Raw genomic sequence first — 24,127 nt, 5'->3', positions numbered from 1 at the left:
GATCCTAGAAAGTGAGACCGGGCGACAGCTTGGCCGGCATTTCGAGTTCGCTCGTTTCGATCGAGGCGACCGGATAAGCGCAATAGTCGGCCGCATAGTAGGCGCTCGGGCGATGGTTGCCCGACTTGCCCACGCCGCCGAACGGTGCGCTGCTGGCCGCGCCCGTGGTCGGGCGGTTCCAGTTGACGATGCCGGCGCGTGCCTGCACCGAGAACTGCGTCCACAGCGCTTCGTCGTTCGACAGCAGCGCGGCGGCCAGGCCGAATTCGGTGGCGTTGGCGACCTTCACGGCGCTGGCGAAATCCTTGACGCGGATGATCTGGAGCAGCGGTCCGAACCACTCTTCGTCCGGGATGCCGGTGGCGTTGGTGACGTCGACGATGCCGGCCGTGACAAAACCGGCATTCGGGTCGAGCTGCTTCATTTGCAGCAGCACGGTGCCGCCCTTGGCGGCCATGTCGGCCTGCGCCTGCACCAGGCGCGCCGCCACGGCGCTCGATACGACAGGCCCCATGAACGGCTGCGGTTCGGCGTTGGACGCGCCCACGGTCAGGGTGGCCGCGACTTCGACCAGGCGTTTGACGAACGCGTCGCCGGCCGGGCTGTCCTGCACCACCAGGCGGCGCGCGCAGGTGCAGCGCTGGCCGGCCGAGATAAACGCAGACATCACGGCGTGATGCACGGCGGCGTCGACATCCTTGACGTCCCACACCACCAGCGGATTGTTCCCGCCCATTTCCAGCGCCAGCATCTTGCCCGGCTGGCCGCCGAACTGCTTGTGCAGCGCGACGCCGGTCTGGCAGCTGCCGGTAAACAGCACGCCGTCGAGGCCCGCATCCTGGCCCAGCGCGACGCCGGTGTTGCGCCCGCCGTTGACCAGGTTGATCACGCCGGCCGGCAAACCGGCCTGCTGCCACAGCTGCACGGTCTTGATGGCCGTGCGCGGCGCGTACTCGCTCGGCTTGAACACCACCGTGTTACCGGCGATGAGGGCCGGGACGATATGCCCGTTCGGCAGGTGGCCGGGGAAGTTATACGGTCCGAATACGCCGAACACGCCATGCGGGCGGTGACGCAGCACGGCATTGCCGTCGGCAACCTTGGCCGCCACTTCACCAGTGCGCGCGCCGTAAGCCTGCACCGAGATATCGACCTTGTTGGCCATGGTGGCCACTTCGGTGCGGGCTTCCCACAATGGTTTGCCGACTTCTTCGGAGATGGTTTGCGCCAGGTCTTCGGCATTGGCCTTGAGCAGGTCGCGGAAACGGCCGCACAGGGCGATGCGATCCTCCAGCGGCGTCAATGCCCAGGCGTCGAAAGCGGTGCGCGCGGACTGCACGGCGCGCGCCACGTCGTCGGCGGTGGACTCCAGGCTGCGCCAGGTCTGCTTGCCGGTGGAGGGATCGATGGTGACAAGTTCTGCGCCGCTGCCGGCCAGCCATTCGCCGTTGACGAAGTTACTTACTACGTTACTCGAATCAGACATGGACATTTTTCCTTACATTGAGTGACAGCGTGCGAACCGTGTCGCCGCCTTGGCAATGCAGCAGCGCCTGTTCGTCCGGGGTCAGGGCAAGCTTGCCCGAGACCGGATTGGCGTGTGCGACGATCATGCGAAAATCATTGAGTTTGGTGTTCGATACGAGCAGCGGATCGGTGTCGGTCGGCGTGGCGCCGGCATCGACCGTGGCCACCGTGCTGTCGCGCATGGCGCGCAGTTCCGACACGCGCGCCTGGAGCACCGGGCCGGCGTCGAAAATGTCGACGTAGCCTTCGAAGTGCATGCCTTCCTGCTCCAGCAGGCGGCGCGCGGGCGCGGTCGACAGGTGCACCTTGCCGATCACTTCCTGCGCCGATTCGGGCAGGTAGGCCACGTACAGCGGCTGGCGCGGCATCAGTTCGGCGATGAAGGACTTCTTGCCCATCGCCGTCAGGTGGTCGACGTGGTTGAAATCCATCTTGAAGAAGTGGCGTCCCAGGCCTTCGTAGAAGGGCGAGCTGCCGTCTTCGGCCTGGTAGCCGCGCATTTCGGCGATCAGCTTGGCCGTGAACAGGTGCGGGAACTGGGCGATGAACAGGAAGCGGCTTTTCGAGAGCCACTTGCCATTGTTCCCGCTGCGGTAATCCGGATGCAGGAACAGCGAACACAGTTCGGTGGCACCGGTCAGGTCGTTCGACAGGTACAGCGTGTCCATGCGCGTGAAGACATCGAGTTCGCGGCTGGAGTGGACCAGGGTGCCGATGCGGTAGTTATAGAACGGCTCGTCCAGGCCGACCGCGCCCTTGATCGCGCACACGCCGGCCAGGCGTCCGCTGGTGGTGTCTTCCATCACGAACATGTAGTCGCGCTGTTCGGGCGGGATGGTCTCGGCAAAGGAAGCCACGGCCACCGAGACACGGTCGCCCAGCATCTTGCGGTCCGGTTTGAGCGTGGTCATGCCGCTGCCGACCTGGTGCGCCAGTTCGATCAGGGCATCCAGATCGGACGCGTGAATTGCGCGTACAACTAGCATAGGGTTCTCTTTCAGATTCTGACGCAAATGACGTTATCGCCCGGGGCCACCATCAGCGCGTCCTGCGCGTCCTGCGGCAGGAAGACGGTGTCGCTGCCTTCGGCGGACGGGCACGAGACGGTGATGGCGCGGAAGTTCTGCTCGTTGCTGGCGGCGACCGCGTACATCACCGGCAGCTCGGACGACATGCCCGCATCAAGCGGCGCCACGCGGCGCAGCATCGAGCCGGCGAAGGTGCGCAGCGCGTTCTTGTGGGCTTGCAGGATCGGACCGCCGTCGAAGATATCGACGTAATCGTCGGCCTCGAAGCCTTCCTCGGTCAGCAGGTTGAAAGCGAGTTCGCCGTCACCGTGGATCTGGCCCATGGCCGCCTGGGCGTCGCCCGGCAGCAGCGGCACGTAGACCGGATAGTGCGGCATCAGTTCGACGATGAGCGTGCGGTTGCGCGCGCCGCCGATGACCCGTTCGGCCTCGAGGAAATCCATCTTGAAGAATTTGCGGCCCAGCGCTTCCCAGAACGGCGATTGGCCGTTCTTGTCGGTGACGCCGGCCAGAGGGACGAAGAAGCGGTCGCCGAAACGGTGCGGCGCGAGTACCGCGAACAGCAGGCGTGCGCGCGACAGCAGGGCCGCTTCGAGGCCAGCGGAGCTGCGGTTGGTGACGTAAAAGCCGGACAGCTGGGAGTACGCGGTCAATTCCGAGCAGAGCGTCAGCGCATGCACGCTGTGGCTGATATTGAGGTCGCGCGAAACCTGCTGGATGACGTCGTTACGGAACGAAAAATAGGTGCCGTTGGAACCGGCCGACGCGAAGATGGCGGCGGTGCCGACGATGGCGCGGGTGGCCTGCTGTTCGAGCACGAAGAGGTACGATTCCTCGCTCGGAATGTCGACATGGGCGGCGAAGGAAGCGATCGAACGTTCGACCGAGGCGGCGATTTTCTCGCGCGTCTTCGGCAAGGTATGCACGCCCGGCATCGTCACTGCTGCCAACGTTTCGAGGGCGTCGATATCCGACAGTTCAACCGGACGGACAACAAACATGTGATTTCCCTTTATAGGCAAAGCGTGCCGCGGCCGGCCGCGGCGAGTGCCGCGCCGGCCGTGTCCAACTGATTACTTGGCGGGAGCCGCGTTGAGCATGCCGTCGACGGCGGCGCGCAGGATGCGGTCGGCCACGGCGATCTGTTCGTCGCTGACGATCAGCGCGGGCGCGAAACGCACCACGTCGGTGCCGGCGATGAGCAGCATCAGGCCGAGCGCTTCACAGGCCTTGGTGATGTCTTTCGCGCGGCCCTTGAACGCTTCCGCGACCGGCAAGCCAATCAGCAAGCCGCTGCCGCGCACTTCGCCGAACACTTGCGGGTAGTCGGCGGCGAGTTTGCGCAGGTTGGCGAAGATCTTGTCCGACGCTTCCTTGACGCGTGCCAGGAAGGCTGGCTGGTTGATCGTTTCGATCACGTTCAGCGCCACGGTGGCGGCCAGCGGATTGCCGCCGTAGGTGGTGCCGTGCGAACCGACGCCGAAGTGGGCTGCGATCTCGTGCGTGGTCAGCATGGCGCCGATCGGGTAACCGTTGCCGAGTGCCTTGGCGCTGGTCAGGATGTCAGGCGTGACGCCCTTGTCCATGTAGGCGTACAGGGCGCCGGTGCGGCCCACGCCCGATTGCACTTCGTCGAAAATGAGCAGGGCGCCGGTTTTGTCGCACAGTTCGCGCAGCACTTTCAGGTAGGCCGGGTCGCCTGGAATGACGCCGCCTTCGCCCTGGATCGGCTCGACGATGACCGCGCACACGTCGTCGCCGATGGCGGCGCGGGCCGCCTCGATATCGTTGTACGGAATGTGGTTGATCTCTTGCGGCAGCGGCTCGAAGCCTTCGGTGTATTTCGGCTGGCCGCCGACCGACACGGTAAACAGCGTGCGGCCGTGGAACGACGACAGGCAGGAAATGATGCGCGACTTGTGCGGGCCGAATTTGGTGTGGGCGTACTTACGCGCCAGCTTCAGGGCGCCTTCGTTCGCTTCCGCGCCGGAGTTGCAGAAGAACGCGCGGTCGGCGAAGGTCGCTTCGGTCAGGGCCAGGGCCAGGCGCAGGACCGGCTCGTTGGTGTAGCCATTGCCGAGGTGCCAGACGTTGTTGAGCTGAGCGGTCAGGGCGGCGACCAGGGTCGGATTGCAATGACCGAGGCTGGAAACGGCGATGCCGGAGGTGAAATCGAGGTAATGCTTGCCGTTCTGGTCCCACAGGTCGAGGCCGGCGGCGCGCACGGGCACCATCGCGGCGGGCGCGTAGGTTGGGACGAGGACGTCGTCGAAGGTTTGTCTGGTCACCGGCCGCGTGGTTGCACCCGTTTCAAGCTTTGCGTTCATGGCATTCCTCATCCAATGTTAGTAGGGCGTACCAGGGGGAAACCGCTGGGCACGTCGGACCATTATAAGAAGAGCAGCGGCAAACATCTTTTGAATACGCGACAAGCATTTTCATTTTTGCTCGCCGCCAAAACTTCCCCAACCGGGGTCTGACCCCGGTGAAGCACGCCCACAACCGGGGTCTGACCTCTGATTAGAAATTAATTGCCGAAAAGCTGACAAAAGTGGCGTCCGGCGCACCCGGCGACCGTGCCGGCACGAAAACGTGCGCCCAACGTTGCCGATTCAGAGGCATGATCCGTGGACGATGCGCAATTATTGCTAATCAGAGGTCAGACCCCGGTGTGGACTTCCAATTATTGCTAATCAGAGGTCAGACCCCGGTGTGGAGTTTAGGTGGGTGGGGCGGCGAGTTTGCGCTGGCGTTCTTCGCGCGGGGTGTTGCCGAACAGGGCGCCGAAGGCGGTCGAGAAGTGCGAGCCGCTCGAAAAGCCACACATCAGCCCGACCTGGACGATCGAGTAATGGGTGTCGAGCAGTAATTGGCGCGCGCGCTGCAGCCTCAGCTCCAGGTAGTAGCGCGATGGCAGGCTGCCCAGGTATTGCTTGAACAGCCGCTCCAGCTGGCGCCGCGATATCCCCACCAGATTGGCAATGTCGTCCGTCGACAGCGGTTCTTCGATGTTCGCTTCCATTAAGGTCACCGCTTCGGTCAGCTTGGGCTGCAGCGCGCCGAAACGCGCCTGCAAGGCCACCCGCTGCCGCTCTTCCTTGCCGCGCACGCGGTCGATGCACAGCGTTTCCTTGATGCGCGCCTGGACTCCCGCCCCGAAAATGATCTCGACCAAATTGAGCGCGAAGTCGATGCTGGCCGCGCCGCCGCAGCAGGTGAGCCGGTTGTCGTCGATCTCGAACAGGTTCGGGGTGAACACGGCACGGTCGGCCACCGTGTCGACCTCGGCGTACAGCGCCCACGGCAGCGCCGTGCGTACGCCGTTGAGCACGCCCGCGTCGGCCAGCCACAGCACCCCCGCCCCAACCCCGCCCCAGAACGGCGCGGCGCGGCAGCGCTCGATCAAAACGCGGCTGTTGGCCGGTTTCAGCGAGGCTTGCGCTTCGTCCGCCACCAGCAGCACCAGATGCCAGTGGCGCTGGGCGTCAGCGGCAAACTTGTCGGGACTGCGCACGTCCACATGCAAGCGCTCGGGACCGAGGATCTTGGCAGCCAGGCGCAGCGGCTGGAACAGGCCGGCCCAGGTCAGCGCGTCAGGTTCGCCTGCGTTGATGAGGAGCACGCGCAGCGGTGTTTCTTGCGCCAGGCGGGCGAGTTTGGCTAGTGGCATTGGACGGGCATGGGTGCGTCTGCAAAGTGCGTCATGACAAAAGGACCAGCGCCAGCAAGGCGCCGCGGATTTTCATTGGCCGACTATCATACCGGAGATCAACGAACCTGCCCGGAGCCGGCCGCGCCGCGCAAGGCCGGGCCACGCCAGGCCGGGCCACGCCAGGCCGCGCCAGGCCGGGCCGCGCCAGGCCGGTCCGGCACCGCGCCCGGCCAGCGCCCGCCAAGCCCCCCCCCCCGCCTGCGCGCTGTATCAAATCAGCATCAGTGCGAGGGATACCGGGGCCGCACGGCCCGCATAAGCCCGCGTGCCGCCGTCAAACCGGGCGCAGCCAGCTATAATCACGGCCTATGGGGGAACGTTATTTAAGGAGTGTGCGCTTGCTGGCCGAGTGCCTGCAGAGCTTCGAGCGCTTTTCGGGCGAATCGGTGCGCCAGTGCGGCTTGACGCATGCCCAGTTCGATATCATCGCCACGCTCGGCAATACACAGGGCATGACGTACAAGGAACTGGGCGAGAAAACCTTGATCACCAAGGGCACGCTGACCGGCGTGATCGACCGCCTGGAACAGAAAGGCCTGGTTGCGCGCGAACGCAGCTGCGACGACAAGCGCTCGTTTTACGTGCGCCTGACGGCCTGCGGCGAGGCGGTGTTCCAGGATGTCTTTCCCAAGGTGGTCGAGCACGGCAGGCAATTGTTTTCGTCGCTCTCGGACACCGATTTCGATGCCATCGATGCCAGCTTGCACCAACTGAAGCAAGTGATCGCCAACCATGCCGTTTGCCCCACATCACAACAACACAAGGAAGAAGATTGAAAACGACTCTGCTCGAAGGCAAAAAGCCCGCCCATTTTGACAAGCACATCATCGGCAACCTCCTGCTCAACGTGGCCACGCCGGACGAAGTGCGCCAGGAAAAAATGCTGATCGGCGTGCGCAACGAAGCCGGCGACATCTATCGCCTGATCGGTGCAACCAAGCTGAACAGTTTCATGAATGCAGTCGAGGAATTGTTCGACCTGGGCCTGATCGATGAGTTGCAGGATACCGAAGCAACCCAGGATGGCTGCGACGCAATCTTCAGCGAGCCCTGATCGGCAGGCCGTGTCCGCCAGCCCCCTGACCGGGGCGTCCGGGCGGCGCGTAGATTAATGCTTTAAAGCACGTTTTTACGACAAACACGGCTGGGTTATCGGAGTATAATTTTTTCATGGACAGACTCGAAGCGTACAAGAGCATCGCTGCTCAAGCAAGCCGGGGGGAACTGAGTTTCCCGACCAACGTCGACGCCACGCTCAAGCTGCAGCGCGCGCTGAACGATCCCGACTGTCATGCCGATACGGCGGCCCGCCTGGTACAGGCCGAGCCGCTGCTGGCGGCGCGCACCGTGGCGATCGCCAATTCGGTCGCCTACAACCGTTCCGGCAATGAAGTGACGAATGTGCGCACGGCCGTGCAGCGGGTGGGATTTCGCACCCTCAACGCGCTGGGCGCGGCGGTCATCGTGCGCCAGCTCGACAGCAAAATCACCGAACCGACCCTGCGCGCCAAGGCCAACCAGTTGTGGCAGCACTCGGCCCACGTGGCGGCGCTGTCGCAGGTGATCGCGCGGCGGGTGGCCAATCTCGACCCGGAGACGGCGATGTTCGCCGGCATCGTGCACGAGGTGGGCGGCTTTTACATGCTCTCGCGCGCGGATGAGTTCCCTGGCCTGTTCGAAGGCGAACCGGACGACTGGATCGAACATGGCGAACAGATCATCGGCCGCTGCGTCCTGCAACGCCTGGGCGTGCCGGCACCGGTGATGGCGGCCATCGAGGCGCTGTGGGTGGGCATGCGCGCGCTGCCGCCCGAAACGCTGGGCGACACCCTGTTGCTGGCCAACGACCTGGCTCCCGTCCCCTCGCCCCTGTACGAGCGCGCCGCTGCGACCTCGCGCCAGGCGGCCGCCACCATCGACTTCGTCATCGGCGATGGTACGCTCAACAGCATCCTGGAAGAATCGGCCGCCGAAGTGAGCAGCCTGACCTCGGCCCTGATATAACTTGGCGGCGTGGCGTCCTGCCGCGCCCTGTTTTTCCCCGTGTAGCTATTCCAACGCTTTCCGTCCAGGCAAAAAAATGCCCGCTGTATCAGAGCGGGCGAAGTCCAAAACTAGGGATGTCCTGAAAGAGACAGTTCCACTATAGTCCGCCGTATGCCCCACTTCTGTGCGTAAACGCACACAAGTAGAAAATTCCTCATGGAAACTTCCCTTGTTTTGACAGAAAGCATGCCCGTTGGGGATGAAATCCGACAAAACTTTTCATAATGTTATCGCGACCAGTGACTTCATGAGCAAAACGAGCAGCAACAAGAGCCGGGCCAGCGGTAAAATCACGCTCGCTGCGGTGGCCGCGCATGCCGGGGTATCGGCCATGACCGCCTCGCGCGCACTGAACCAGCCGGCGCTGGTATCGGCGCCCGTGCGCGAGCGGGTCGAACTCGCTGTTGCCGAACTCGGCTACGTGCCGAACCGCGCCGCGCGCGCGCTGGCCTCGGCGCAGTCGAATGTGATCGTGGTGCTGGTGCCGTCGCTGTCGAATGCCGTGTTCACCGCCGTGCTGGAAGGCATCCAGGATGCGGTGGGGTCCAGCAACTACCAGCTATTGATCGGCAACACCCGCTATTCCGATGCCGAGGAAGAAAAGCTGCTGGGTATTTATCTGCAATCGAACCCGGACGGGATTTTGCTCTCCAGCCTGAGCCACAGTGCGCGGGTGACGCAGATGCTGGCCACCTGCGGCGTGCCGGTGGTGTCGATGATGGACCTGGGAAGCGCGCCAGGGCAGGTGTCGGTCGGGTTTTCGCAGTTCGACGCGGGATATGCGATGGCGCGCCATCTGATCGGGAAGGGCTACACCCGCATCGGTTTCATCGGCGCCCAGCTCGACGAACGCACCCTGCGCCGCGCCGACGGCTACCGCAAGGCGATGAGCGACGCGGGCCTGCTTGATGCGCGCCTGGAGCTGATGGTGGGCGAACCGTCGACCATCGCGCTGGGGGCCGAGCTGCTGGGGCGGATGCTGGACCAGGTGCCGGACTGCGACGCGGTTTTCTGCTGCAATGACGACCTGGCGCATGGCGCGATTTACCAGTGCCAGCGGCGCGGGATCGCGGTGCCGGGGCAGCTGGCGGTGTGCGGGTTTAACGATTTGCCGGCGTCGGCATGGATGACGCCCTCGGTGACCACGATCGGCACGCCGCGCTACCAGATCGGGTTCGAGGCGGCCAGCCTGCTGCGCGCGCTGATCAAAGGCGAGACGCCGCCGGTGACGCGGATCGACCTGGGGTTTACGCTGATGGCGCGCGAGAGCGCGTAGGCGTCGGCCCGTCGTCGCCGCCACCTTCCGCGATACCCGCCACCTTCCGTCGTGCCCATTAACCCCGTCGTACCCATTAACCCCGCCGTACCCGCGCCAAGGCGGGTGATCGGGCAATCACGAACCACGCGCTCAGGGCACAAATACATCCAACCGGTACTCCGCCCCCGCCACGATCCCGGTCATGCGCGCTTCCGGCAAAAATTTACCCTCGTACCTGACCATCACCGCCTCCACCTCCGCGCGCTCGACATGCACGCGAAAGCGCGCCCCGCGAAACTCGCGCTCCACATCCATGCGCTGCCACGCGGCCGGCATCTGCGGATTGATCGTCAGCCCGTCCACATCCCCTTTCAGCCCGCACAAGCCCTCGACAATGCAGCGGTACACCCACGACACGGTCCCCGTATTGAACAACTGGCTCGACCTGCCCGCCGTGCGCGGATACTCGCGGTGCGCGCCCCGGTAGTAATTGGGGATGAACACCGGCAGCTGCCCGCGCTGCCGATAGTCGGCATCGTCCGGCCCCGGAATCATTTGCCGCAGCAGCATGTGCGCGCGCTCGGACTGGCCGATGCCGTACAAGCTGAAAATGTAAAAAATCGCCGCGTGGTTGTACACCGCGCCATTTTCCGCCGACCCGGGGTGCTTCTGCGTCACCCGCCCGACATCGTCGCGCATCGCGCTGTACGGCGGCGCGAACATCGTCACGCCATACGGCGAATACAGCTGGCGCTCCACTTCGGCCAGCATGCTGGCCGTCTGCGCGCCATCGGCGGCCCCGCTCAGGATAGCCCACGCCTGCGGATTGAGATAGATGCGCCCTTCCGCATCCGTGCTCACGCCGAACTTCACATCGTCATCCGTAATGCCGCGCGCGAACCAGGCGCCGTCCCACAGATGCGAATTGGCCGCCGCATTCATCGCCGCCGCACCGGCGCGGAAGTGCCGCGCCTTTCCGGCCTCGCCGCATTGCTCGCACACGCCAGCCCACAGCGTGAGCGCGTACGCCGCCGCCAGCGTTAGCCAGCCGGACACGCCGCGCCCCTTGTAGCCCACCATGTTCATCGGATCGCACCAGTCGCCCTGTGCGATGAACGACAGGCCGCGATGATCGCGTTCGGCCAGCAGCCAGTCCATGGCACGCCCGACACGCGCAAACGCACTCTCGCCGCGCCCCTGCGCGTCGGCCACGGTTTCATCGAGCATGGCGTAATCGGCCGTCTCGTCGAGGTAAGCCTGCAAGCATACGGGCAGCCACACGCAATGGTCGGTATGCGGCACCTGGTTGATGTACTTGAGCTCCGCGCCGGCCGCCAGCAGGATCCCGTCGGGCATGGCGCCGGACGCTTCCTGCTGGCTGAGCGCATGCAGGAAGGCGGCCCGCATCACGGATGGACGCACGAAGCTCATGCCCATATTGTCCTGCAGGTAGTTGCGCGTCTGCGGGTCGGTCGTGAGTCGGTTCACGTCGCCGTGGTAGAACACCTGGCGCGGCAGCCAGTGGTTGACGAAATTATCCAGCTCCTTGTCGGGCGTGGAGATGCGCGCGCAACCGCGTCCGCCGGCCACGTAAGCCTGCGCCTGCGCGGCGGCACGGGCGAAGCCTTCTTCGCTCAGCCAGGTGCTGCGCAGGGCCGCGATCTCGGCGTCGTCGAAGGCGGGGCCGAACAGGAAACGGTACGTGCCGGCCGCGCTGGCCGCCAGCGCCAGCCGGTATTGCACCACCGCGGCCGGCGTCTCGTAGCGCGCGTCGCCATTGGCCAGCGCACCGCGCTGCAAGGCTGACGGATCATGCAGGCCGCCCTCCCCTTCAAAGGCGGCCTGGTTGGCCTCCCACGAATCGGGCGCCTGCTCGCACAGGAAGAAGGTCTTGTCCTTGAAGTCCTTGTTCTTGAAGTAGTCGGCCACTTTCTGGTACGGCGTAACGCTGCTGGCGACGATGCCGCCCAGGTCGGCGCGGTACTCGGCCGACTGGTTCATCCACGACATGTACCCGATCGGGAAATACGGCGTCACGCTGATCCTGCGCGGGCGGCCGGACAGGTTGGTGACCTGCAGCGACCACAGTTCGGCCACTGCGTCCGGCGCCAGGCAAAGGCGCAGGTCGATACCGATACCGAGATGTTCGACGTGCCACGCCAGGTCGCTCTGGCCGACCGAGAAGCTGAAACGGTCGACCGCCGCGCGTACCGGCTCGTAGGGGGCCGAAAACAGCTCGCCCGTGTCTTCATCCTTCACGTAAAAGAAGCGGCCCGGATGGTGCGCAAAATAGGCCTGCTCCGGCTGCATGAAGGACTTCGCTTCCATGTTCGGCGCGTGCGCGTATTTGGCCGGCTCCGGCTGCATGAACTGGGCCACCGCGTAACCGCGGCAGGTCACCTGGATCATCATCGTGCGGTTCCACAGGAAGCCGGCGGCGTGCGGCATCGCGGTCGGGCTGCTCAATTCGTAGCGGGCACCGTCGTCGGTGGGGCGTAACATAAAACGTCTCCGGAAATGAATTACAGCGGCGCCTTGCGCGCCATCAGGTCGGCCTGGATGCGCCGCAGTTGGTGGCTGTCGAGGTGATAGAAAAACATGACCGCCACCGCCAGCAGCGCGAACAAGGCCGGAATGACGGACATCAGCCAGACGATGCCCGCTTGCGAGCCGCTCGACTGGGCCGCATTCGGCACGTAGCCGAGCGCCGTAAAGACCGCGCCGATCACGCCCAGCGCCAGCGCCGTGCCCAGTTTTTGCGAGAACGTGGCGGCGGCGAAGGTCATCGCGGTGGCGCGCCGGCCATTGCGCCACTCGTTGTAGTCGGCCGTGTCGGCATACATCGAAAACGCCAGCGGCGACTTCGGTCCCAGCACCAGGCCAAGCGCGATCTGGAGCGCGTACATCGCGCCGATCTGGGTAGCGTCGACGAAGAAAAAGGCCGCGGAGAGCAGCGCGGTCAGCGACATCAGGACCATCATCAGCGTTTTCTTGTCGACCAGGCGCGTGATGACCGGCGTGAGGGCGGCACCGGCGGCAGCGGCGGCCATGTAGGCGGGCAGGAAGGACTTGAGCAGGTCGGGCCGTCCCACCACGTACTTGAAGTAATAGGCGGCGGTGGTGGTGCGCAGGGTGATCGACACCATGATGATCAGCGCCAGGAAAAACAGCACCATCCACGGACGGTTGCCGGCCAGGTCGCGCAGGTCGTCGCGCACGCGCGTTTTTTGGCGGGGCGGCGGCGCGATGCGTTCGCGCGTGTTGAGAAAGGTGAGCGCGAACAGCAGCGAGGCGAGCACGCCCCAGGCCAGCATCGTCAGCTGCCAGCCGCGCCGGGTCGCGTCCATGCCCTCGCCGGCGCCGAAAAAGCTCACCATGCCCGGCGTGGCGGCCGTGACCAGCATGCTGCCCGCGAAAGCAAAGATGAAGCGCAGGCCATTGATGGTGGAGCGCTCCTGCGGCTCGGCCGACATCACGCCGGACAAGGCGTTGTAGGGGATGTTGATGCAGGTGTAGCAGACCATCATGAGCAGATAGGTGGCGTATGCCCAAGCCAGCTTGCCGTCGCCGCCGAGGGCGGGCGTGGTGTAAGTGAGCACGCCGGCGCCGGCCAGTGGCAGCGCCATCCAGACCAGATAGGGGCGGAACTTGCCGAAGCGGGTGCTGGTGCGGTCGGCCACGGCGCCGATCAGGGGATCGGTGAAGGCGTTGATGATTTTCACGACGAACATCATCGACGCGGCGGCGGCGGCCGAGATGCCGTACACGTCGGTGTAGAACATCATCAGGAAGGTCGCGATATTGGCCCAATAAAAATTGAAGCCCATGTCGGCGACGCCATAACCAATTTTTTCGCGCCACGGCAGCGGTGTTGCAATCAACGCAGACTCTCCTCGGTTGCCGGGGACCAGGGCGACGGCACCCGAATCCTATGTTAGCGCTAACATGTGAGCGTCAAGTATGCCCACGCCCGGCATGAGTGTCAATGGAGAAATTGCCTAACCGGGGTCAGAGCTCTGACTAGAAAGATTTCTAATTAGAGCTCTGACCCCGGTTGTAGGGCGATTCGCTGCCGGCTGAGGCGTTATCCGGCTTCGGTGTTTTTCCAGAGGTCGAGCTGGCGGATGCGGTCGAACCAGCGCATCAGGTTGGGAAAGTCGCCCAGCGGCAGGCGGGCTTGTCCCAGGTACATCAGCGGCGCGACGACGGCAATGTCGGCCAGGCTCACGGCCTCGCCCACCAGCCAGTCGCGCTGCGCCAGGTGAGCGTCGAGCACGGCGCCAAGCTTGCGCAGTTCGCCCTCGGCACGTGCCACCTCGGCCGGGTCGGCCTCGCCCATGCCGATCATGCCCTTCCACAGGTTCTCGAACGACAGGATGCTGACCGTCTCGGCGAAATGCTGGCTGCCCCAGAACAGCCAGCGGTTGACGTCGGCCCGCACCCGCGCGTCCTGCGGATACAACTGCTGGCCCGGCGTGATGTCGCACAGGTATTGCATGATGGCGCACGATTCCCACAGCAGGAAGTTGCCATCCTGCAGCACCGGCAGCTTGCCGTTCGGGTTGATTTCGTGCAGGCGCGTGCGGTCGCCTTCGCTCATCAGGTCGACATTGACGATGTCCAGCGGCAGGCCAAGCTGCTCGGCGACCATCAGCACGCGGCGCGCATTCGATGACAGGGAATTATGAAACAGGTGCATGATGCAGCTCCGTGAAAAGTTGTTGGAGCGGCCATGATAGAAGCGAATCCCGTCAGTTTCTGTCAGGAGTCGTCGCTCATGCACATCTCGGCGCGCCAGCGCTTGATGAGCGCGCGCCGGTGTTCCGGATAGCGCTCGCCGCTCGACTCGGCACTGGCGATGCGGTCGATGCGAAAGTGGCGGTTGGCGCCGCGCAGCTCGCACCAGGCGGCCAGCACCCGCGCGCCCTCGAAAAAGGCCAGCGCGAACGGCCACACGGTGCGCTCGGTCGCCACGCCGCCGGCGCCGCGGTAGCCGATGCGCAGCTTGTGCTGGTCGCGGATCGCTTCAGATGGCCGCCGCAGGCCCGGACAATGTTGCCGCTCGCGCCCACGTCGGGCGTGATGCAGGGGAGCACGCCGGCACGCCATCCAGATCGGAGATGGGCGGAATTTGCCGAAGCGGGTGATGTCGCGCGGGAAGAAAGCCTCGTCTGGTGTTACAGCGCCCAGTCGTTTGCCATCAGACGGCCGCGCACGTCCGGCAAATTGCTGTGCTCGATGACGGACGGCCGAGCCAGCAACTCCAGCAAATCGGCTTCGGTGACCCGGGTAGGGATCACAGCGTGGCTGAGCTCGGCCCCACTGTAGCTCATCAGCAGCGGCAAGCTGTCCGGGATGAAGTTGTCGAGGAAGTCGGCGTGATCTTCGAGGTCAAGCCAGAGCCAGGTATCGTCTTGCTTGCTACTCTGCTGCGCCAGCGTGTCGAAAACGGGGCCCAGGGCGCGGCAGGTTTCGCACCAGCTTTCGGCCCCGATGATCAGCACCAGCCGCGCGGATCTGGATTTCAATCGCGCCGCGATGACAGCGGCGTCGTTCCATGGGTCCAAACGGGCAAATGTCATTTTTCCGTACCTCGGGCAATGATCTCATCAAGGGCATCCATCGCAATTATCTGCTCAGCGGTACTGGCGCGTACATTGAAAATCAACCACGATTGGGATAAGTTGAGCGTGTGGGCAGCAAGGGCGCGGATGCACTGCGGCGCGTCCTTGAGTAATGCCAGCGCGCTGGCAAGATCGCGCTGCTGGCCAAGCAGGACGCGCACCCCCTGCAATAGGGAAAACGGCTGCGTTGCCATGTAGGCGGCAAGCGCAGCGTGGTTCGGCTCGGGCAGGCCGTTGTCGGCATCGAGACGGGCTTGCGTTACCGGCCCGCTTGGGGCGAGCGAGACACTGTCATCGTCACTGACTGTCCAACCCATCCTGGCCAGTTCCATTCCAATCAGTGTCTGCCATACCCAACCGGCGTACCGGCTGACACTTGGGTCCCGTATTTTATCGAGTGCGAACGGCAGGTAGGCCAGGTCGCCATGCGCAAGCACCATGGTGAGTGCAATGCGCGTGGGCAGGAGATTAAGCAGATCCGGGAGCTGGGGGGCGCCAATAGGCAAGACATGCGCGAGATACCTGGCCCAACGCTCAAGACGCCGGGATGCCTGCTGGCGAAACCATCCGCTTGATTTATCAAATTCAGCAGTTTGTTCAAGCAAACATGCCGCCAGGACAGCGACTGCCTGCGCTTTCAGATCGGTGTTCAGGCAAGCAATGCTCGTCTCTGCCCGAACCTGGAGGTCGTCGTCCAGCATGGCGATGCCCAGCAAATCAAGCGCGACAGCGTGGTCCTCATGCGTGAGCGCGGCCCGACAGGCTGCGGCACGAATGTGGGTGTTAGCATCCTCGAAGTAGGCGCTCAGTTTGCACGCGAGCGCGGAATGCGATCCGGCGCCACGCAAGGCGACCGCACGCAAGGCCGCCACTTTTTGCACTGGCTTTGCTGGCCGGGCAGACCATTTGGATATCAGGCCGATCGCTTGATCTTCGGGCAGGTGAAGCAAAGCCGAAACGAGGCTACGAACCATCCCGTCAGGCTGGTTCTGGACGCGCTCAACCAGGGTGTCGAGCGGATCGGTGAGGCCTAACTTACTGGCAAGGAAGACGCACGTGAATAAGTTTCCGCTCTTTTTCCAGCGATCAAACATGGATACGCAATGTTGAAATCCCGGCAGGCCAGCTATGGCAAGGCCATCCAGATGCGCGGCGAGCAGGTTTTCCGTGCGGATCTGGTCATCGAAGCGCCAATGATAGGAGCGTGACGCGCTGTCCAGCTGGGACCAGTAAAAAGCTGCATCGTCGGCATGGCGAACCAGTATGGGACCGATCACCGGAAATTCTCTATCGTGCATTTTCAAATGAATTGATTTCTAATTAAAAATTGAAAAATATGTATTTTGCGATTTCCCGAAAATGAGCGCGCACTTAAAAAATGACAGTCCATTTTCCTGCCTGGCAGTACGAGGCACCGCTATACCCGCCGAGCAACAAGGTGCCGCCCTTGACGGACATATACCCAGATGCGACCTTTACTTCGTCGCTAACGTCAGCAACCTCGAGTTTATCATTTTCGATGGTCCACAATCCGTAGTCGCTGGTGCACCAGACTTTACCTTCATACCAGACCATGCGATTAAAGGGCAGCGTCATTGTGTCATCGTGAATTTTTGTCCACTTGTTGTTGCGGCCTTTAAACGTCGTTCCGCCATAGCCGCTGATATAAACAAATCCGTCTCCTGCACAGCAAACAGAATATAAATCGATATTACTGGGAAAGTGTACCTGCGACCAGATTTTCCCATCAAATTTCCACACGTCGCCTTGCCTGCCTACGCCATAAATTTCAGACCTGCTAAAGCCATCGATATCAAGAAATCCGGCTGTATTCCATTCTGTATCAGACGAATAGCTCATGCCTTGGGTAAGCGAGATCCAGTTATTTTTACCTTCACGATAGCCGACCGACCGGCCGGTGCCGGCTACATAGAGAACACCTTCAATCGTGCGCAGCCGGGTAATCGCGCCGCGCTTTACACCCGTCTCTTTCCATTTTTTCAGTGGTTGTTCGATCTCATCGTCGCCGCCACCTAGTACATAGACGTTTCCTTGCATGTCAGTCCCAACGAATTGTTGTTTGGGCACATCACTTACACCTGCCATAATATGGGAAAAACCGTCCAATTCTGTGTCTGTCCATCGTTCGTCCGGCGGATCATCACGGGCATAACAGACGATTCGGTGTTTTAGCGCGTTGGATGCGGGATGGCCCTCGTCCTCCGACCAGTTCGGACACTTTGTATAGTCCTCAGCCAAAGAAAAATAAAAGACATCATCGCTGCGCACGACACAGTCGACAATCTGATAACCCTTAAAGCATGTCGTTATACACATCTTTTTTTATAATAAAATCAACGACTTGCGCCTGACATCGGTAGGGCGCCGTCGACATGAAACGACAGAGAATCAGTGCGGTTGATCTTAAAATACCCGCATTTCGCTTAATTTTTAGGCAAAACCTCATGGAAATCGCCGCCCCGGGTTGAAATGACGTTGCGCGGAAAAAGATGTGTATAACGATATGCCCTTAAAGCTATACTCAAAATCACTGTCAGAAATTTCCATTGCAGCTTTCCACGGACGCGTGCTTAAAAAATGACAGTCCATTTTCCTGCCTGGCAGTACGAGGCACCGCTATACCCGCCGAGCAACAAGGTGCCGCCCTTGACGGACATATACCCAGATGCGACCTTTACTTCGTCGCTAACGTCAGCAACCTCGAGTTTATCATTTTCGATGGTCCACAATCCGTAATCACTGGTGCACCAGACTTTGCCTTGATACCAAACCATTCGCTTGAAAGGCAGCGTCATGGTGTCATCATGAATTTTCTTCCACTTGTTGTCGCGGCCTTTGAAGGTAGCTCCTCCATAGCCGCTAATATATACAAATCCATCTCCTGCACAGCAAACGGAATATAAGCGGATATTACTGGGAAAATGCACCCGTGCCCAGGTTTTTCCATCAAATTTCCACACATCGCCTTCACCTCCTACGCAATAAATTTCAGACCTGCCAAAGCCATCAATGTCTCGAAAGCCACTCGTGCTCCGATCAATATCGTATGAATAACTTATGCCTTGCGTAAGCGATATCCACTGATCTGGACCTTCGCGATAGCCGACCGACCGGCCGGTGCCAGCTATATAGAGAATGCCCTCGATTGTGCGTAGTCGCGTAATCGCGCCACGGGCGACACCATTTTCCTTCCCGCTTTTCAGAGGCTCCTCAATGTCATCGTCGCCACCACCTAGCACATAAATATTTCCTTGGATGTCAGACCCAACGAACTGCTGTTTCGGCACCTCACTGACACCTGCCACGATATTTGAAAACCCTTCCAGTTCCGTGTGTGTCCATCGCTCATCCGGTGCAGCATTACGGGCATAACACACGATACGGTGCAACAACTCGTCCGATGAAGGACCCTCACCGCCCTTCCAATCAGGGCTCTTTGTATAGTCCTCCATCAGGGAAAAATAAAAGAGGTCATCGCTGCGCACAACACAGTCGACAATCTGATAACCCGCAAAATTGTATTCAAAATCACTTTCGGAAATTTCCATTGCAGCCTTTCTATGATTTATTCCCTTGCTTGGGTTTTGTTTTCTTACTGACCTTGGGTTTTGCTTTCTTGCTCGCCTCGCTTTTTTCTTTCACCTTGGGCTCCGGCTTGCCCGGATTTGGCTTCAATTGCGAGCCCTCCTTACATTCAAGCGTATCTTTATAGTATTTATCGAGCTGGGCTTGTAGACATTTTTTCGAGCAATGCGGATTCGCCTCCCGCACAGCGTCGATTCCAAGCCCACTCGCCTCTTTATAGGAAATCGTTGGAAGCCCATTTTTCTTATATTCGTCGATCGAGAGTTCCAATGCAGTATGCGCTACACCATGACTTCCAACATGGTTGTTCGTGCCCTCCAGACATATGGTTGGCGCAGTTCTATAATCGTATTCTTTTCCGCATGGATTACCATCGACCTCAAACATCGCGCTGGGGACAATGTGGTGGCCGGTTTGTCCCGGGCAACATCCGTTGCCTGTCGTGGCCTGATCCTTTGAATCGTCTGTTGCCTCATACGGCACCAAGGAACATTTTCTGGCTTGGATGCACGGATTATGATTCGCCTTTTGTGTCATCATTTCCGCGACGACAGAAGAGGCGGTGGTTGACTGTTTGTCTTTTGACAGCAAATCCTGAATTTTACCCAGTTTCGGTTCGAGTAATTTGTACTTCGCCATCAGCTCATCTTTGATGTTGAGGGCAGCGATAGCAACCTTCCCAGCAGTCCAAGCTCCGTCGACAAAGTTCCAAATGGTGGTTCCCACCATCACAACTTCCCCTACAACCGGAACCACGAGCGACACTGCGGCGGCGCCAGTTCGCATTGCGGCTTTTTGCCCGTAGGCTAAGGCTGTATCTTTTGCCAATTCAATAACTTTTGCGCCTCCGCTTTCAAGTATGGCTTTGGCTTCCTTTTTTAGATCGTTTTCGATCTTTTGCAACTGTTCAGTAAAATGTTTGAACTCACCCGTTCCCATGGGTTTCAACCAAAGGCCGTCGCAATGCTCGTCCATCCACTGGGTATCGGGCTTGTCCTTATCATAGCCGTATTCTTTTTTAACCGTATCCTGAACAGTATCCAACGCGTTGTGGATCTTCTCCGACAACTGGCCCAACTTTGAATTCGTCTTAGGCGTCGCTTCCGATGATTTTTTCGACTCCGCTTTATCTTCGTCGCAATGCTTCTTGATGGCACTAGTTTCTTTTAGACAGTAGTGCCTTACCGTCCGATTGCTGAAGTAGAACATTGGACCGGTGTTAGTATTGCCAGCCTTGCCTTTGTCGCGATATCGTTTTGCTGGTTTGCCGTCTTGAGGTTTGGACGCAGGTTGTCCTGCATCGCTTTTATCTTGCGAACTTTTCCCTGTTCTGCTCTTCCGGACCCAATTCATGCGCGCCTTTACTTGTGATTATGAGTCATCGGATCGAAGTGGCGGCAAACGTTCAGGCTTTGAACTTTGACGTTGACCGACCAATCGATAAAGACTGCCTTGCCCTTGATCACGCCCGTGGCAATACCCTTTTGAAACGCCTGAGTCGCCGGCTCATTTCCCGTGCTAGTGGAAAAATAGGAAACATCCTTCAATGCAATCGGCGAATTTTTAATAAATACCGTGGTCGACCCGTTGTCGAGATCGCTGGCAAAAGAAGTATTCGGATACGGAATCGGTAGCGGACCGGCAGGCGGTCCGGGCGGACTCATGCAGACGTCACTGGGCATCAGGGTCGATTTTCCGTCAGCCGCCTGGCAGCAAATCTCATTGTCGTTAGCATAAACACCGGTAGTCATGATTTTTCCTGTTCTTTATTTTAGCGATAGTCAACCACGATGGCCGACCGCCTACCATTGTCAGAGGCAAAATGTACAAGGCCGCAATCGCCCGGTTCATCCCGCATGCCCGCCAGCGAACCAAGGTAAGCCAAGGTTGCCGTAGCGGCCGCCGCACCGGTCTCGCCGATCGAATCCGCAATATGCAGGACCGGCACCCCAACGCCATCTTTCAGCATGATGCGGGCGAAGGCATTCGCCGCTTCCTTGACATAAAACTGTTCACCATTCTGGTCGCTCATCCGAAATGCAAGGGCCGATGGTTTCACGCCGGCACTCCCGAGCGCCGTCCTGATTGCCTTGGTCAGCCCAACAGCCCGGTTCGGAATGACGCCGTCGATCAAGGCTTCTTCGGTTTCTGCTCCGGCGCCGGTGATGTGCAAGCCGGTCGAGTCGCCATCGCCCAGGCTGAGCAGCAAGGCTGCCGCCGCTTCGCCGGGAATAAAACCGTCGGAATTGGCCGGACACAAGATACGATCCTGATTCAGGAAATAGCGGATGGTGTGCACATCGAGCAAGCAGTCGGCCCCGACCACCAGAACATGTTTAACTCCACCGGCACGCAGCAGGTTCTGCGCATGAATCAACGCATCTCCAATCGCGGCGCGGCCTTGCGGAAAGACCGCGGAACCTGCCTGGAACGATGCACCAAACTGCTCCTCGACCTTGCGATAAAGGCTGTTGTATTGCTCGGTTCCACTGTGCGGACGGCCGCGTTCGGGGGCGAGCAAAAGCAAGGCGGTATGGTCGGCATCGATCGGATCCTGTGCGTCGTTGCAGTCTGCGATCGCATACTGGATCAGTTCGGCCAGGCGTTCCGGCCCCCATTGATCATCGAGCGGCAATTGCGCTACCAGCAGAGGCTTCCCGCTCCCATCAACAAACATGCTTTCTTTAAAATGATCGATACGCGCACGCAGGGCGCACGATGCGGCCGCCAGCGAAAAGCCAACCGCGCAACATAAGCCCGACGATTTGACGACCAGAGGCGCCCATCCCAGATGATCACTCACTTGTTTTCTTTCTTATTTTCGTTCCACATATGAATCGAGTTAGCCGCAATTGCCACAGCCGCCATTACCCGATGTCTTCTGGTGCCACCATTCCGTGTTGACCGGCCCGACAGCGATTGTCTTGAATTCCTGAACGCGGCGGTTGATCGGCACGCAAGTCCTCCACACCACGCTAAATCGCATCTGATCGGGCTCGAAGTAGAGTGTGTCCGCCACCGCTTCCGGCGTATCGGCGCTGTAGTCGTGGCGCAGAATCTGTACCTTGACCGCGTCCAGCTTGGGGAGCTTGAAGCGCACATCCGGGCGGCCCGCCATCATGTTGCGCAGAACGATGGCTTCGCCGCCGACGGGATACGGCATCTGCTGGTCGACCGGCGCGCACTGATGGAATTGTTCATCGAAGTCGTCCGGCAGGAACGGAAAAACCTCTTCCTCCCAGTGCTCATCGTAGGTACCGCCGTAACGTGGACGTGGCAACCAATGCCGTGCAATGGCGGAAAAGGCGATCGGCGCCTGATTGCCGTGCGGCTTGCGCACCGGATCGTCAAGCGCTTCCAGACTGGGAGCCGGCGCACCGTCAATCTCGTCCGTTGCGCGGGAGCCATACCAACCGATGCCCGCCGGATTGGCGGGGTGCGATTCGGTCAGCATCGCGTCGGCTCGGCTAAAAGCCTTCTTGTATTGACGGCTTCCTCCCAGCGCAAAACCAAAATGCAGTGGCGTGGAAGTGACTGGTTCGGCGCTCGACAGCGACACCATTCCCAGCCGCTTTTTCCAGTGACGCGGCCCATGTGCCTTGAGTCCCTTGCGCAGCGGCCCGACCTGCCACGCCACATCGATTTCCCGCGCCGGCAGGCCATCCGGCGAGTGGGCCGAGGCGTTAAAGATGACATCGCAGCGCGGCTTGAAACGCGCCATGTCCGAACCGTACAGCATGGGACTGTTTTCGGGATCGCCAGCAAAGATATCCGACTGTTCAATTGGCTGCGGTGGAAGGGGCTTTGGCCGCTGGCCGGTTCCCGGAATTTGCCACGTCGATTTTGCGATAACCACCAGATGCTCGCGGCCTTTGACATCAAGTGCGCAATTTATTTCGACAGCGAGATATTTCGATCCGACGATGATTTCCAAAATAGTGCCTGCGTTAATTGATGTTGACCGAGCCGCCGAGAATGCGCTGCGTGGCGCTGGCATGACTTGTTATGTAGGTTCCACGAAGTTCGATGCGACCGTCCGCGCTGAGAATCAGCGCAGCCTCGCCGCAACGTAATTCGATCTCACGGGCCGCCGTCATGGTGACCTTTTCGCCATCAAGCAATACATCGGTCGTATCGCGCGGCAGGCTTGCCTGCTGGCCGGGCAATAGCGCACCCAGGATAATCGGCCGCATGGGATCGCACGCTTCAAAGCCAAGCGCGACAGCCTGGCCAATTTCCACAGGCTGCGCCAGCACCCGGGCCGGTACGCCAGTTAGACCAAACGACGGAATGCCGACCAAGACATGACCGTCGGGTGAAAACGCTTCGACGTGGCCGATTGCAATGCCCTCCGCACGCGCGTTGCGCGGCAACGTCTGGATGAGCACTTCTTGCAGTAGCTGTTCTGCATCGCTGAGCTGTTTTTCAACAGGCTCGGCATGCGCTGCCGATACGGCTTGAGGGGTGGGCTTCATCAATTCTCCAGGATTTGTTTGGCTGTCAAAGTCATGTCGCCATCGGCCCGGAACTCCTGCGTGTCGGTGGTCCCGACCAGGAAGGTGTGACCGTGGAATTCGATGGTGCCGTCTTTCTTCATGATCATACTGGACTTCCCGACGGTGATCGTCAGCTCGTCGCCCGCGGAAATCGAGATTTTTTTGCCTACCTGGGTCGATTGGTTAGTCCCGACCACCGTCGTCATCACCATGCCCACGTTCAGGCTATAAGCCATCCCGACGTTTTCCATACGTCCCATGCCCACGTTCTGCATATAGGCCATGCCAATGGTTTCGGTCTTGAACTTGGTCACATTGATCGACCAGCTCTTGCCAATCGAATCTTTCTCGTTCTTGGCCACCGACTTGGTACGATTGCCCCCGATATCGATTGTCTCGTTCTTGCCGACATCCTCGGTGCGGTTGTCCCCAATGCTGATTTTCTCGTCGTGGTCGACCCGCTCGGCGCGGTTATTGTGAATCGTAATCGTCTCGTCCTTATCCACCACCTCGGTGCGATTCCGATGAATCGTGATCGTCTCGTCGCGGTTCACCGTCTCGGTCCGGTCGCGCTTGACCAAAGTCGTTTCGTCGCGGTCGATGGTTTTGCGCCGGTCATTGCCGACCCACTTGTCCTCGTCATGCTCAACTTCAGTCAGCTGATCTTTTTCGGCGTGAATCCATAACTGCTCTTCGCCTTTTTGTAACTATTCAGCCGCTACGCAGTTGGCCTGATCGGATCGCCAGCAAATGCACGGCGCAGCACTTCCAGCATGCTGTGCCCTTGTTTGCGTAGGGTGTCGAGGCAGGAGCGGATGGTGCAGAAGTTA

Annotated in this window: 22 protein-coding genes and 1 pseudogene; 4 read left to right on the top strand and 19 right to left on the bottom strand. The window is 60.5% G+C overall.

What is annotated here, in order from left to right; translation table 11 throughout:
- Window positions 1-4 precede the first annotated feature (4 nt).
- The 5 genes from astD to F2P44_RS30935 form a co-directional block, all read right to left on the bottom strand.
- A complete protein-coding gene (gene astD / locus F2P44_RS30955) occupies window positions 5-1,486 on the bottom strand; it encodes a succinylglutamate-semialdehyde dehydrogenase (protein WP_167093347.1) in 1,482 nt (493 codons plus the stop codon).
- Window positions 1,479-2,513 (bottom strand): arginine N-succinyltransferase, encoded by a 1,035-nt coding sequence (gene astA, locus F2P44_RS30950; RefSeq protein ID WP_167093345.1) that lies wholly within the window; start codon window positions 2,511-2,513, stop codon window positions 1,479-1,481. Before astA ends, astD begins: the two co-directional genes overlap by 8 nt.
- Window positions 2,514-2,524: 11 nt before the next feature.
- Window positions 2,525-3,556, bottom strand: a complete 1,032-nt coding sequence (locus F2P44_RS30945) for an arginine N-succinyltransferase (protein WP_167093343.1) — start codon at window positions 3,554-3,556, stop codon at window positions 2,525-2,527.
- A 72-nt stretch (window positions 3,557-3,628) separates the two neighbouring features.
- Window positions 3,629-4,882 carry an acetylornithine/succinylornithine family transaminase gene (astC, locus tag F2P44_RS30940; RefSeq protein WP_167093341.1) on the bottom strand — a complete coding sequence of 418 codons (1,254 nt, stop codon included), beginning with the start codon at window positions 4,880-4,882 and terminating at the stop codon, window positions 3,629-3,631.
- Window positions 4,883-5,274: 392 nt separating this feature from the next.
- A complete protein-coding gene (locus F2P44_RS30935) occupies window positions 5,275-6,225 on the bottom strand; it encodes a GlxA family transcriptional regulator (RefSeq protein ID WP_167093339.1) in 951 nt (316 codons plus the stop codon).
- Between the two features lie 350 nt (window positions 6,226-6,575).
- Between F2P44_RS30935 and F2P44_RS30930 the strand changes: the two genes are divergently transcribed.
- The 4 genes from F2P44_RS30930 (at window position 6,576) to gntR (ending at window position 9,589) form a co-directional block, all read left to right on the top strand.
- The gene (locus F2P44_RS30930) at window positions 6,576-7,043 is read left to right on the top strand and encodes a MarR family winged helix-turn-helix transcriptional regulator (RefSeq protein ID WP_167093337.1); all 468 of its coding nucleotides are present in this window, start codon (window positions 6,576-6,578) and stop codon (window positions 7,041-7,043) included.
- On the top strand, window positions 7,040-7,321 hold the full coding sequence (locus tag F2P44_RS30925) for a hypothetical protein (RefSeq protein ID WP_167093335.1): 282 nt from the start codon (window positions 7,040-7,042) through the stop codon (window positions 7,319-7,321). Before F2P44_RS30930 ends, F2P44_RS30925 begins: the two co-directional genes overlap by 4 nt.
- A 116-nt stretch (window positions 7,322-7,437) precedes the next feature.
- The gene (locus F2P44_RS30920; RefSeq protein WP_167093333.1) at window positions 7,438-8,271 is read left to right on the top strand and encodes an HDOD domain-containing protein; all 834 of its coding nucleotides are present in this window, start codon (window positions 7,438-7,440) and stop codon (window positions 8,269-8,271) included.
- A gap of 289 nt (window positions 8,272-8,560) precedes the next feature.
- A complete protein-coding gene (gene gntR, locus F2P44_RS30915; RefSeq protein ID WP_167093331.1) occupies window positions 8,561-9,589 on the top strand; it encodes an HTH-type transcriptional regulator GntR in 1,029 nt (342 codons plus the stop codon).
- A 132-nt stretch (window positions 9,590-9,721) separates the two neighbouring features.
- Here the strand turns inward: gntR and F2P44_RS30910 are convergent, their stop codons facing one another.
- The 14 genes and pseudogenes from F2P44_RS30910 to F2P44_RS30845 form a co-directional block, all read right to left on the bottom strand.
- Complete coding sequence (locus F2P44_RS30910) at window positions 9,722-12,073, bottom strand: GH36-type glycosyl hydrolase domain-containing protein (protein ID WP_167093329.1); 2,352 nt, start codon at window positions 12,071-12,073, stop codon at window positions 9,722-9,724.
- 20 nt (window positions 12,074-12,093) lie between these two features.
- Entirely contained in the window at window positions 12,094-13,452 is a 1,359-nt protein-coding gene (locus F2P44_RS30905; RefSeq protein WP_229423852.1) for an MFS transporter, read from the bottom strand.
- Between the two features lie 203 nt (window positions 13,453-13,655).
- A complete protein-coding gene (locus F2P44_RS30900; RefSeq protein ID WP_167093327.1) occupies window positions 13,656-14,270 on the bottom strand; it encodes a glutathione S-transferase family protein in 615 nt (204 codons plus the stop codon).
- 62 nt (window positions 14,271-14,332) lie between these two features.
- Window positions 14,333-14,680, bottom strand: a complete 348-nt coding sequence (locus F2P44_RS30895) for a helix-turn-helix transcriptional regulator (RefSeq protein ID WP_167093325.1) — start codon at window positions 14,678-14,680, stop codon at window positions 14,333-14,335.
- Window positions 14,681-14,748: 68 nt separating this feature from the next.
- Window positions 14,749-15,153, bottom strand: a complete 405-nt coding sequence (locus F2P44_RS30890; protein WP_167093322.1) for a thioredoxin family protein — start codon at window positions 15,151-15,153, stop codon at window positions 14,749-14,751.
- Window positions 15,150-16,499 (bottom strand): hypothetical protein, encoded by a 1,350-nt coding sequence (locus F2P44_RS30885; RefSeq protein WP_167093320.1) that lies wholly within the window; start codon window positions 16,497-16,499, stop codon window positions 15,150-15,152. The genes F2P44_RS30890 and F2P44_RS30885 overlap by 4 nt, the downstream gene beginning before the upstream one ends.
- A gap of 67 nt (window positions 16,500-16,566) precedes the next feature.
- The gene (locus F2P44_RS30880; RefSeq protein WP_167093318.1) at window positions 16,567-17,484 is read right to left on the bottom strand and encodes a Kelch repeat-containing protein; all 918 of its coding nucleotides are present in this window, start codon (window positions 17,482-17,484) and stop codon (window positions 16,567-16,569) included.
- Window positions 17,485-17,786: 302 nt separating this feature from the next.
- Window positions 17,787-18,764 carry a hypothetical protein gene (locus tag F2P44_RS30875; RefSeq protein ID WP_167093316.1) on the bottom strand — a complete coding sequence of 326 codons (978 nt, stop codon included), beginning with the start codon at window positions 18,762-18,764 and terminating at the stop codon, window positions 17,787-17,789.
- Between the two features lie 10 nt (window positions 18,765-18,774).
- On the bottom strand, window positions 18,775-20,154 hold the full coding sequence (locus F2P44_RS30870) for an HNH/endonuclease VII fold toxin-2 domain-containing protein (protein WP_167093314.1): 1,380 nt from the start codon (window positions 20,152-20,154) through the stop codon (window positions 18,775-18,777).
- Between the two features lie 8 nt (window positions 20,155-20,162).
- Complete coding sequence (locus F2P44_RS30865) at window positions 20,163-20,552, bottom strand: DUF4150 domain-containing protein (protein ID WP_167093312.1); 390 nt, start codon at window positions 20,550-20,552, stop codon at window positions 20,163-20,165.
- A gap of 20 nt (window positions 20,553-20,572) precedes the next feature.
- On the bottom strand, window positions 20,573-21,604 hold the full coding sequence (locus F2P44_RS30860) for a hypothetical protein (RefSeq protein WP_167093310.1): 1,032 nt from the start codon (window positions 21,602-21,604) through the stop codon (window positions 20,573-20,575).
- Between the two features lie 39 nt (window positions 21,605-21,643).
- Window positions 21,644-22,735: a DUF2169 family type VI secretion system accessory protein gene (locus F2P44_RS30855; protein WP_167093308.1), complete on the bottom strand. Its 1,092-nt coding sequence runs from the start codon at window positions 22,733-22,735 to the stop codon at window positions 21,644-21,646.
- Between the two features lie 13 nt (window positions 22,736-22,748).
- The gene (locus F2P44_RS30850) at window positions 22,749-23,276 is read right to left on the bottom strand and encodes a DUF6484 domain-containing protein (RefSeq protein WP_167093306.1); all 528 of its coding nucleotides are present in this window, start codon (window positions 23,274-23,276) and stop codon (window positions 22,749-22,751) included.
- A gap of 137 nt (window positions 23,277-23,413) precedes the next feature.
- A pseudogene (locus F2P44_RS30845) lies at window positions 23,414-24,001 on the bottom strand (bacteriophage T4 gp5 trimerization domain-containing protein); the annotation flags it as partial.
- Between the last annotated feature and the right edge of the window lie 126 nt (window positions 24,002-24,127).

This window comes from Massilia frigida, from assembly GCF_011682175.1.
Classification (GTDB): domain Bacteria; phylum Pseudomonadota; class Gammaproteobacteria; order Burkholderiales; family Burkholderiaceae_D; genus Telluria_A; species Telluria_A frigida.
The sequence above is the reverse complement of the archived record's forward strand: the minus strand, read 5'-3'. Positions and strand labels throughout refer to the sequence as shown.

Bases quoted from the DNA above. Each gene is read 5' to 3' on its own strand.
- astD (WP_167093347.1), bottom strand. From the start codon at position 1,486: ATGTCTGATTCGAGTAACGTAGTAAGTAACTTCGTCAACGGCGAATGG.
- astA (WP_167093345.1), bottom strand. From the start codon at position 2,513: ATGCTAGTTGTACGCGCAATTCACGCGTCCGATCTGGATGCCCTGATC.
- F2P44_RS30945 (WP_167093343.1), bottom strand. From the start codon at position 3,556: ATGTTTGTTGTCCGTCCGGTTGAACTGTCGGATATCGACGCCCTCGAA.
- astC (WP_167093341.1), bottom strand. From the start codon at position 4,882: ATGAACGCAAAGCTTGAAACGGGTGCAACCACGCGGCCGGTGACCAGA.
- F2P44_RS30935 (WP_167093339.1), bottom strand. From the start codon at position 6,225: ATGCCACTAGCCAAACTCGCCCGCCTGGCGCAAGAAACACCGCTGCGC.
- F2P44_RS30930 (WP_167093337.1), top strand. From the start codon at position 6,576: ATGGGGGAACGTTATTTAAGGAGTGTGCGCTTGCTGGCCGAGTGCCTG.
- F2P44_RS30920 (WP_167093333.1), top strand. From the start codon at position 7,438: ATGGACAGACTCGAAGCGTACAAGAGCATCGCTGCTCAAGCAAGCCGG.
- gntR (WP_167093331.1), top strand. From the start codon at position 8,561: ATGAGCAAAACGAGCAGCAACAAGAGCCGGGCCAGCGGTAAAATCACG.
- F2P44_RS30910 (WP_167093329.1), bottom strand. From the start codon at position 12,073: ATGTTACGCCCCACCGACGACGGTGCCCGCTACGAATTGAGCAGCCCG.
- F2P44_RS30900 (WP_167093327.1), bottom strand. From the start codon at position 14,270: ATGCACCTGTTTCATAATTCCCTGTCATCGAATGCGCGCCGCGTGCTG.
- F2P44_RS30895 (WP_167093325.1), bottom strand. From the start codon at position 14,680: ATGGCGTGCCGGCGTGCTCCCCTGCATCACGCCCGACGTGGGCGCGAG.
- F2P44_RS30890 (WP_167093322.1), bottom strand. From the start codon at position 15,153: ATGACATTTGCCCGTTTGGACCCATGGAACGACGCCGCTGTCATCGCG.
- F2P44_RS30875 (WP_167093316.1), bottom strand. From the start codon at position 18,764: ATGGAAATTTCCGAAAGTGATTTTGAATACAATTTTGCGGGTTATCAG.
- F2P44_RS30870 (WP_167093314.1), bottom strand. From the start codon at position 20,154: ATGAATTGGGTCCGGAAGAGCAGAACAGGGAAAAGTTCGCAAGATAAA.
- F2P44_RS30865 (WP_167093312.1), bottom strand. From the start codon at position 20,552: ATGACTACCGGTGTTTATGCTAACGACAATGAGATTTGCTGCCAGGCG.
- F2P44_RS30850 (WP_167093306.1), bottom strand. From the start codon at position 23,276: ATGAAGCCCACCCCTCAAGCCGTATCGGCAGCGCATGCCGAGCCTGTT.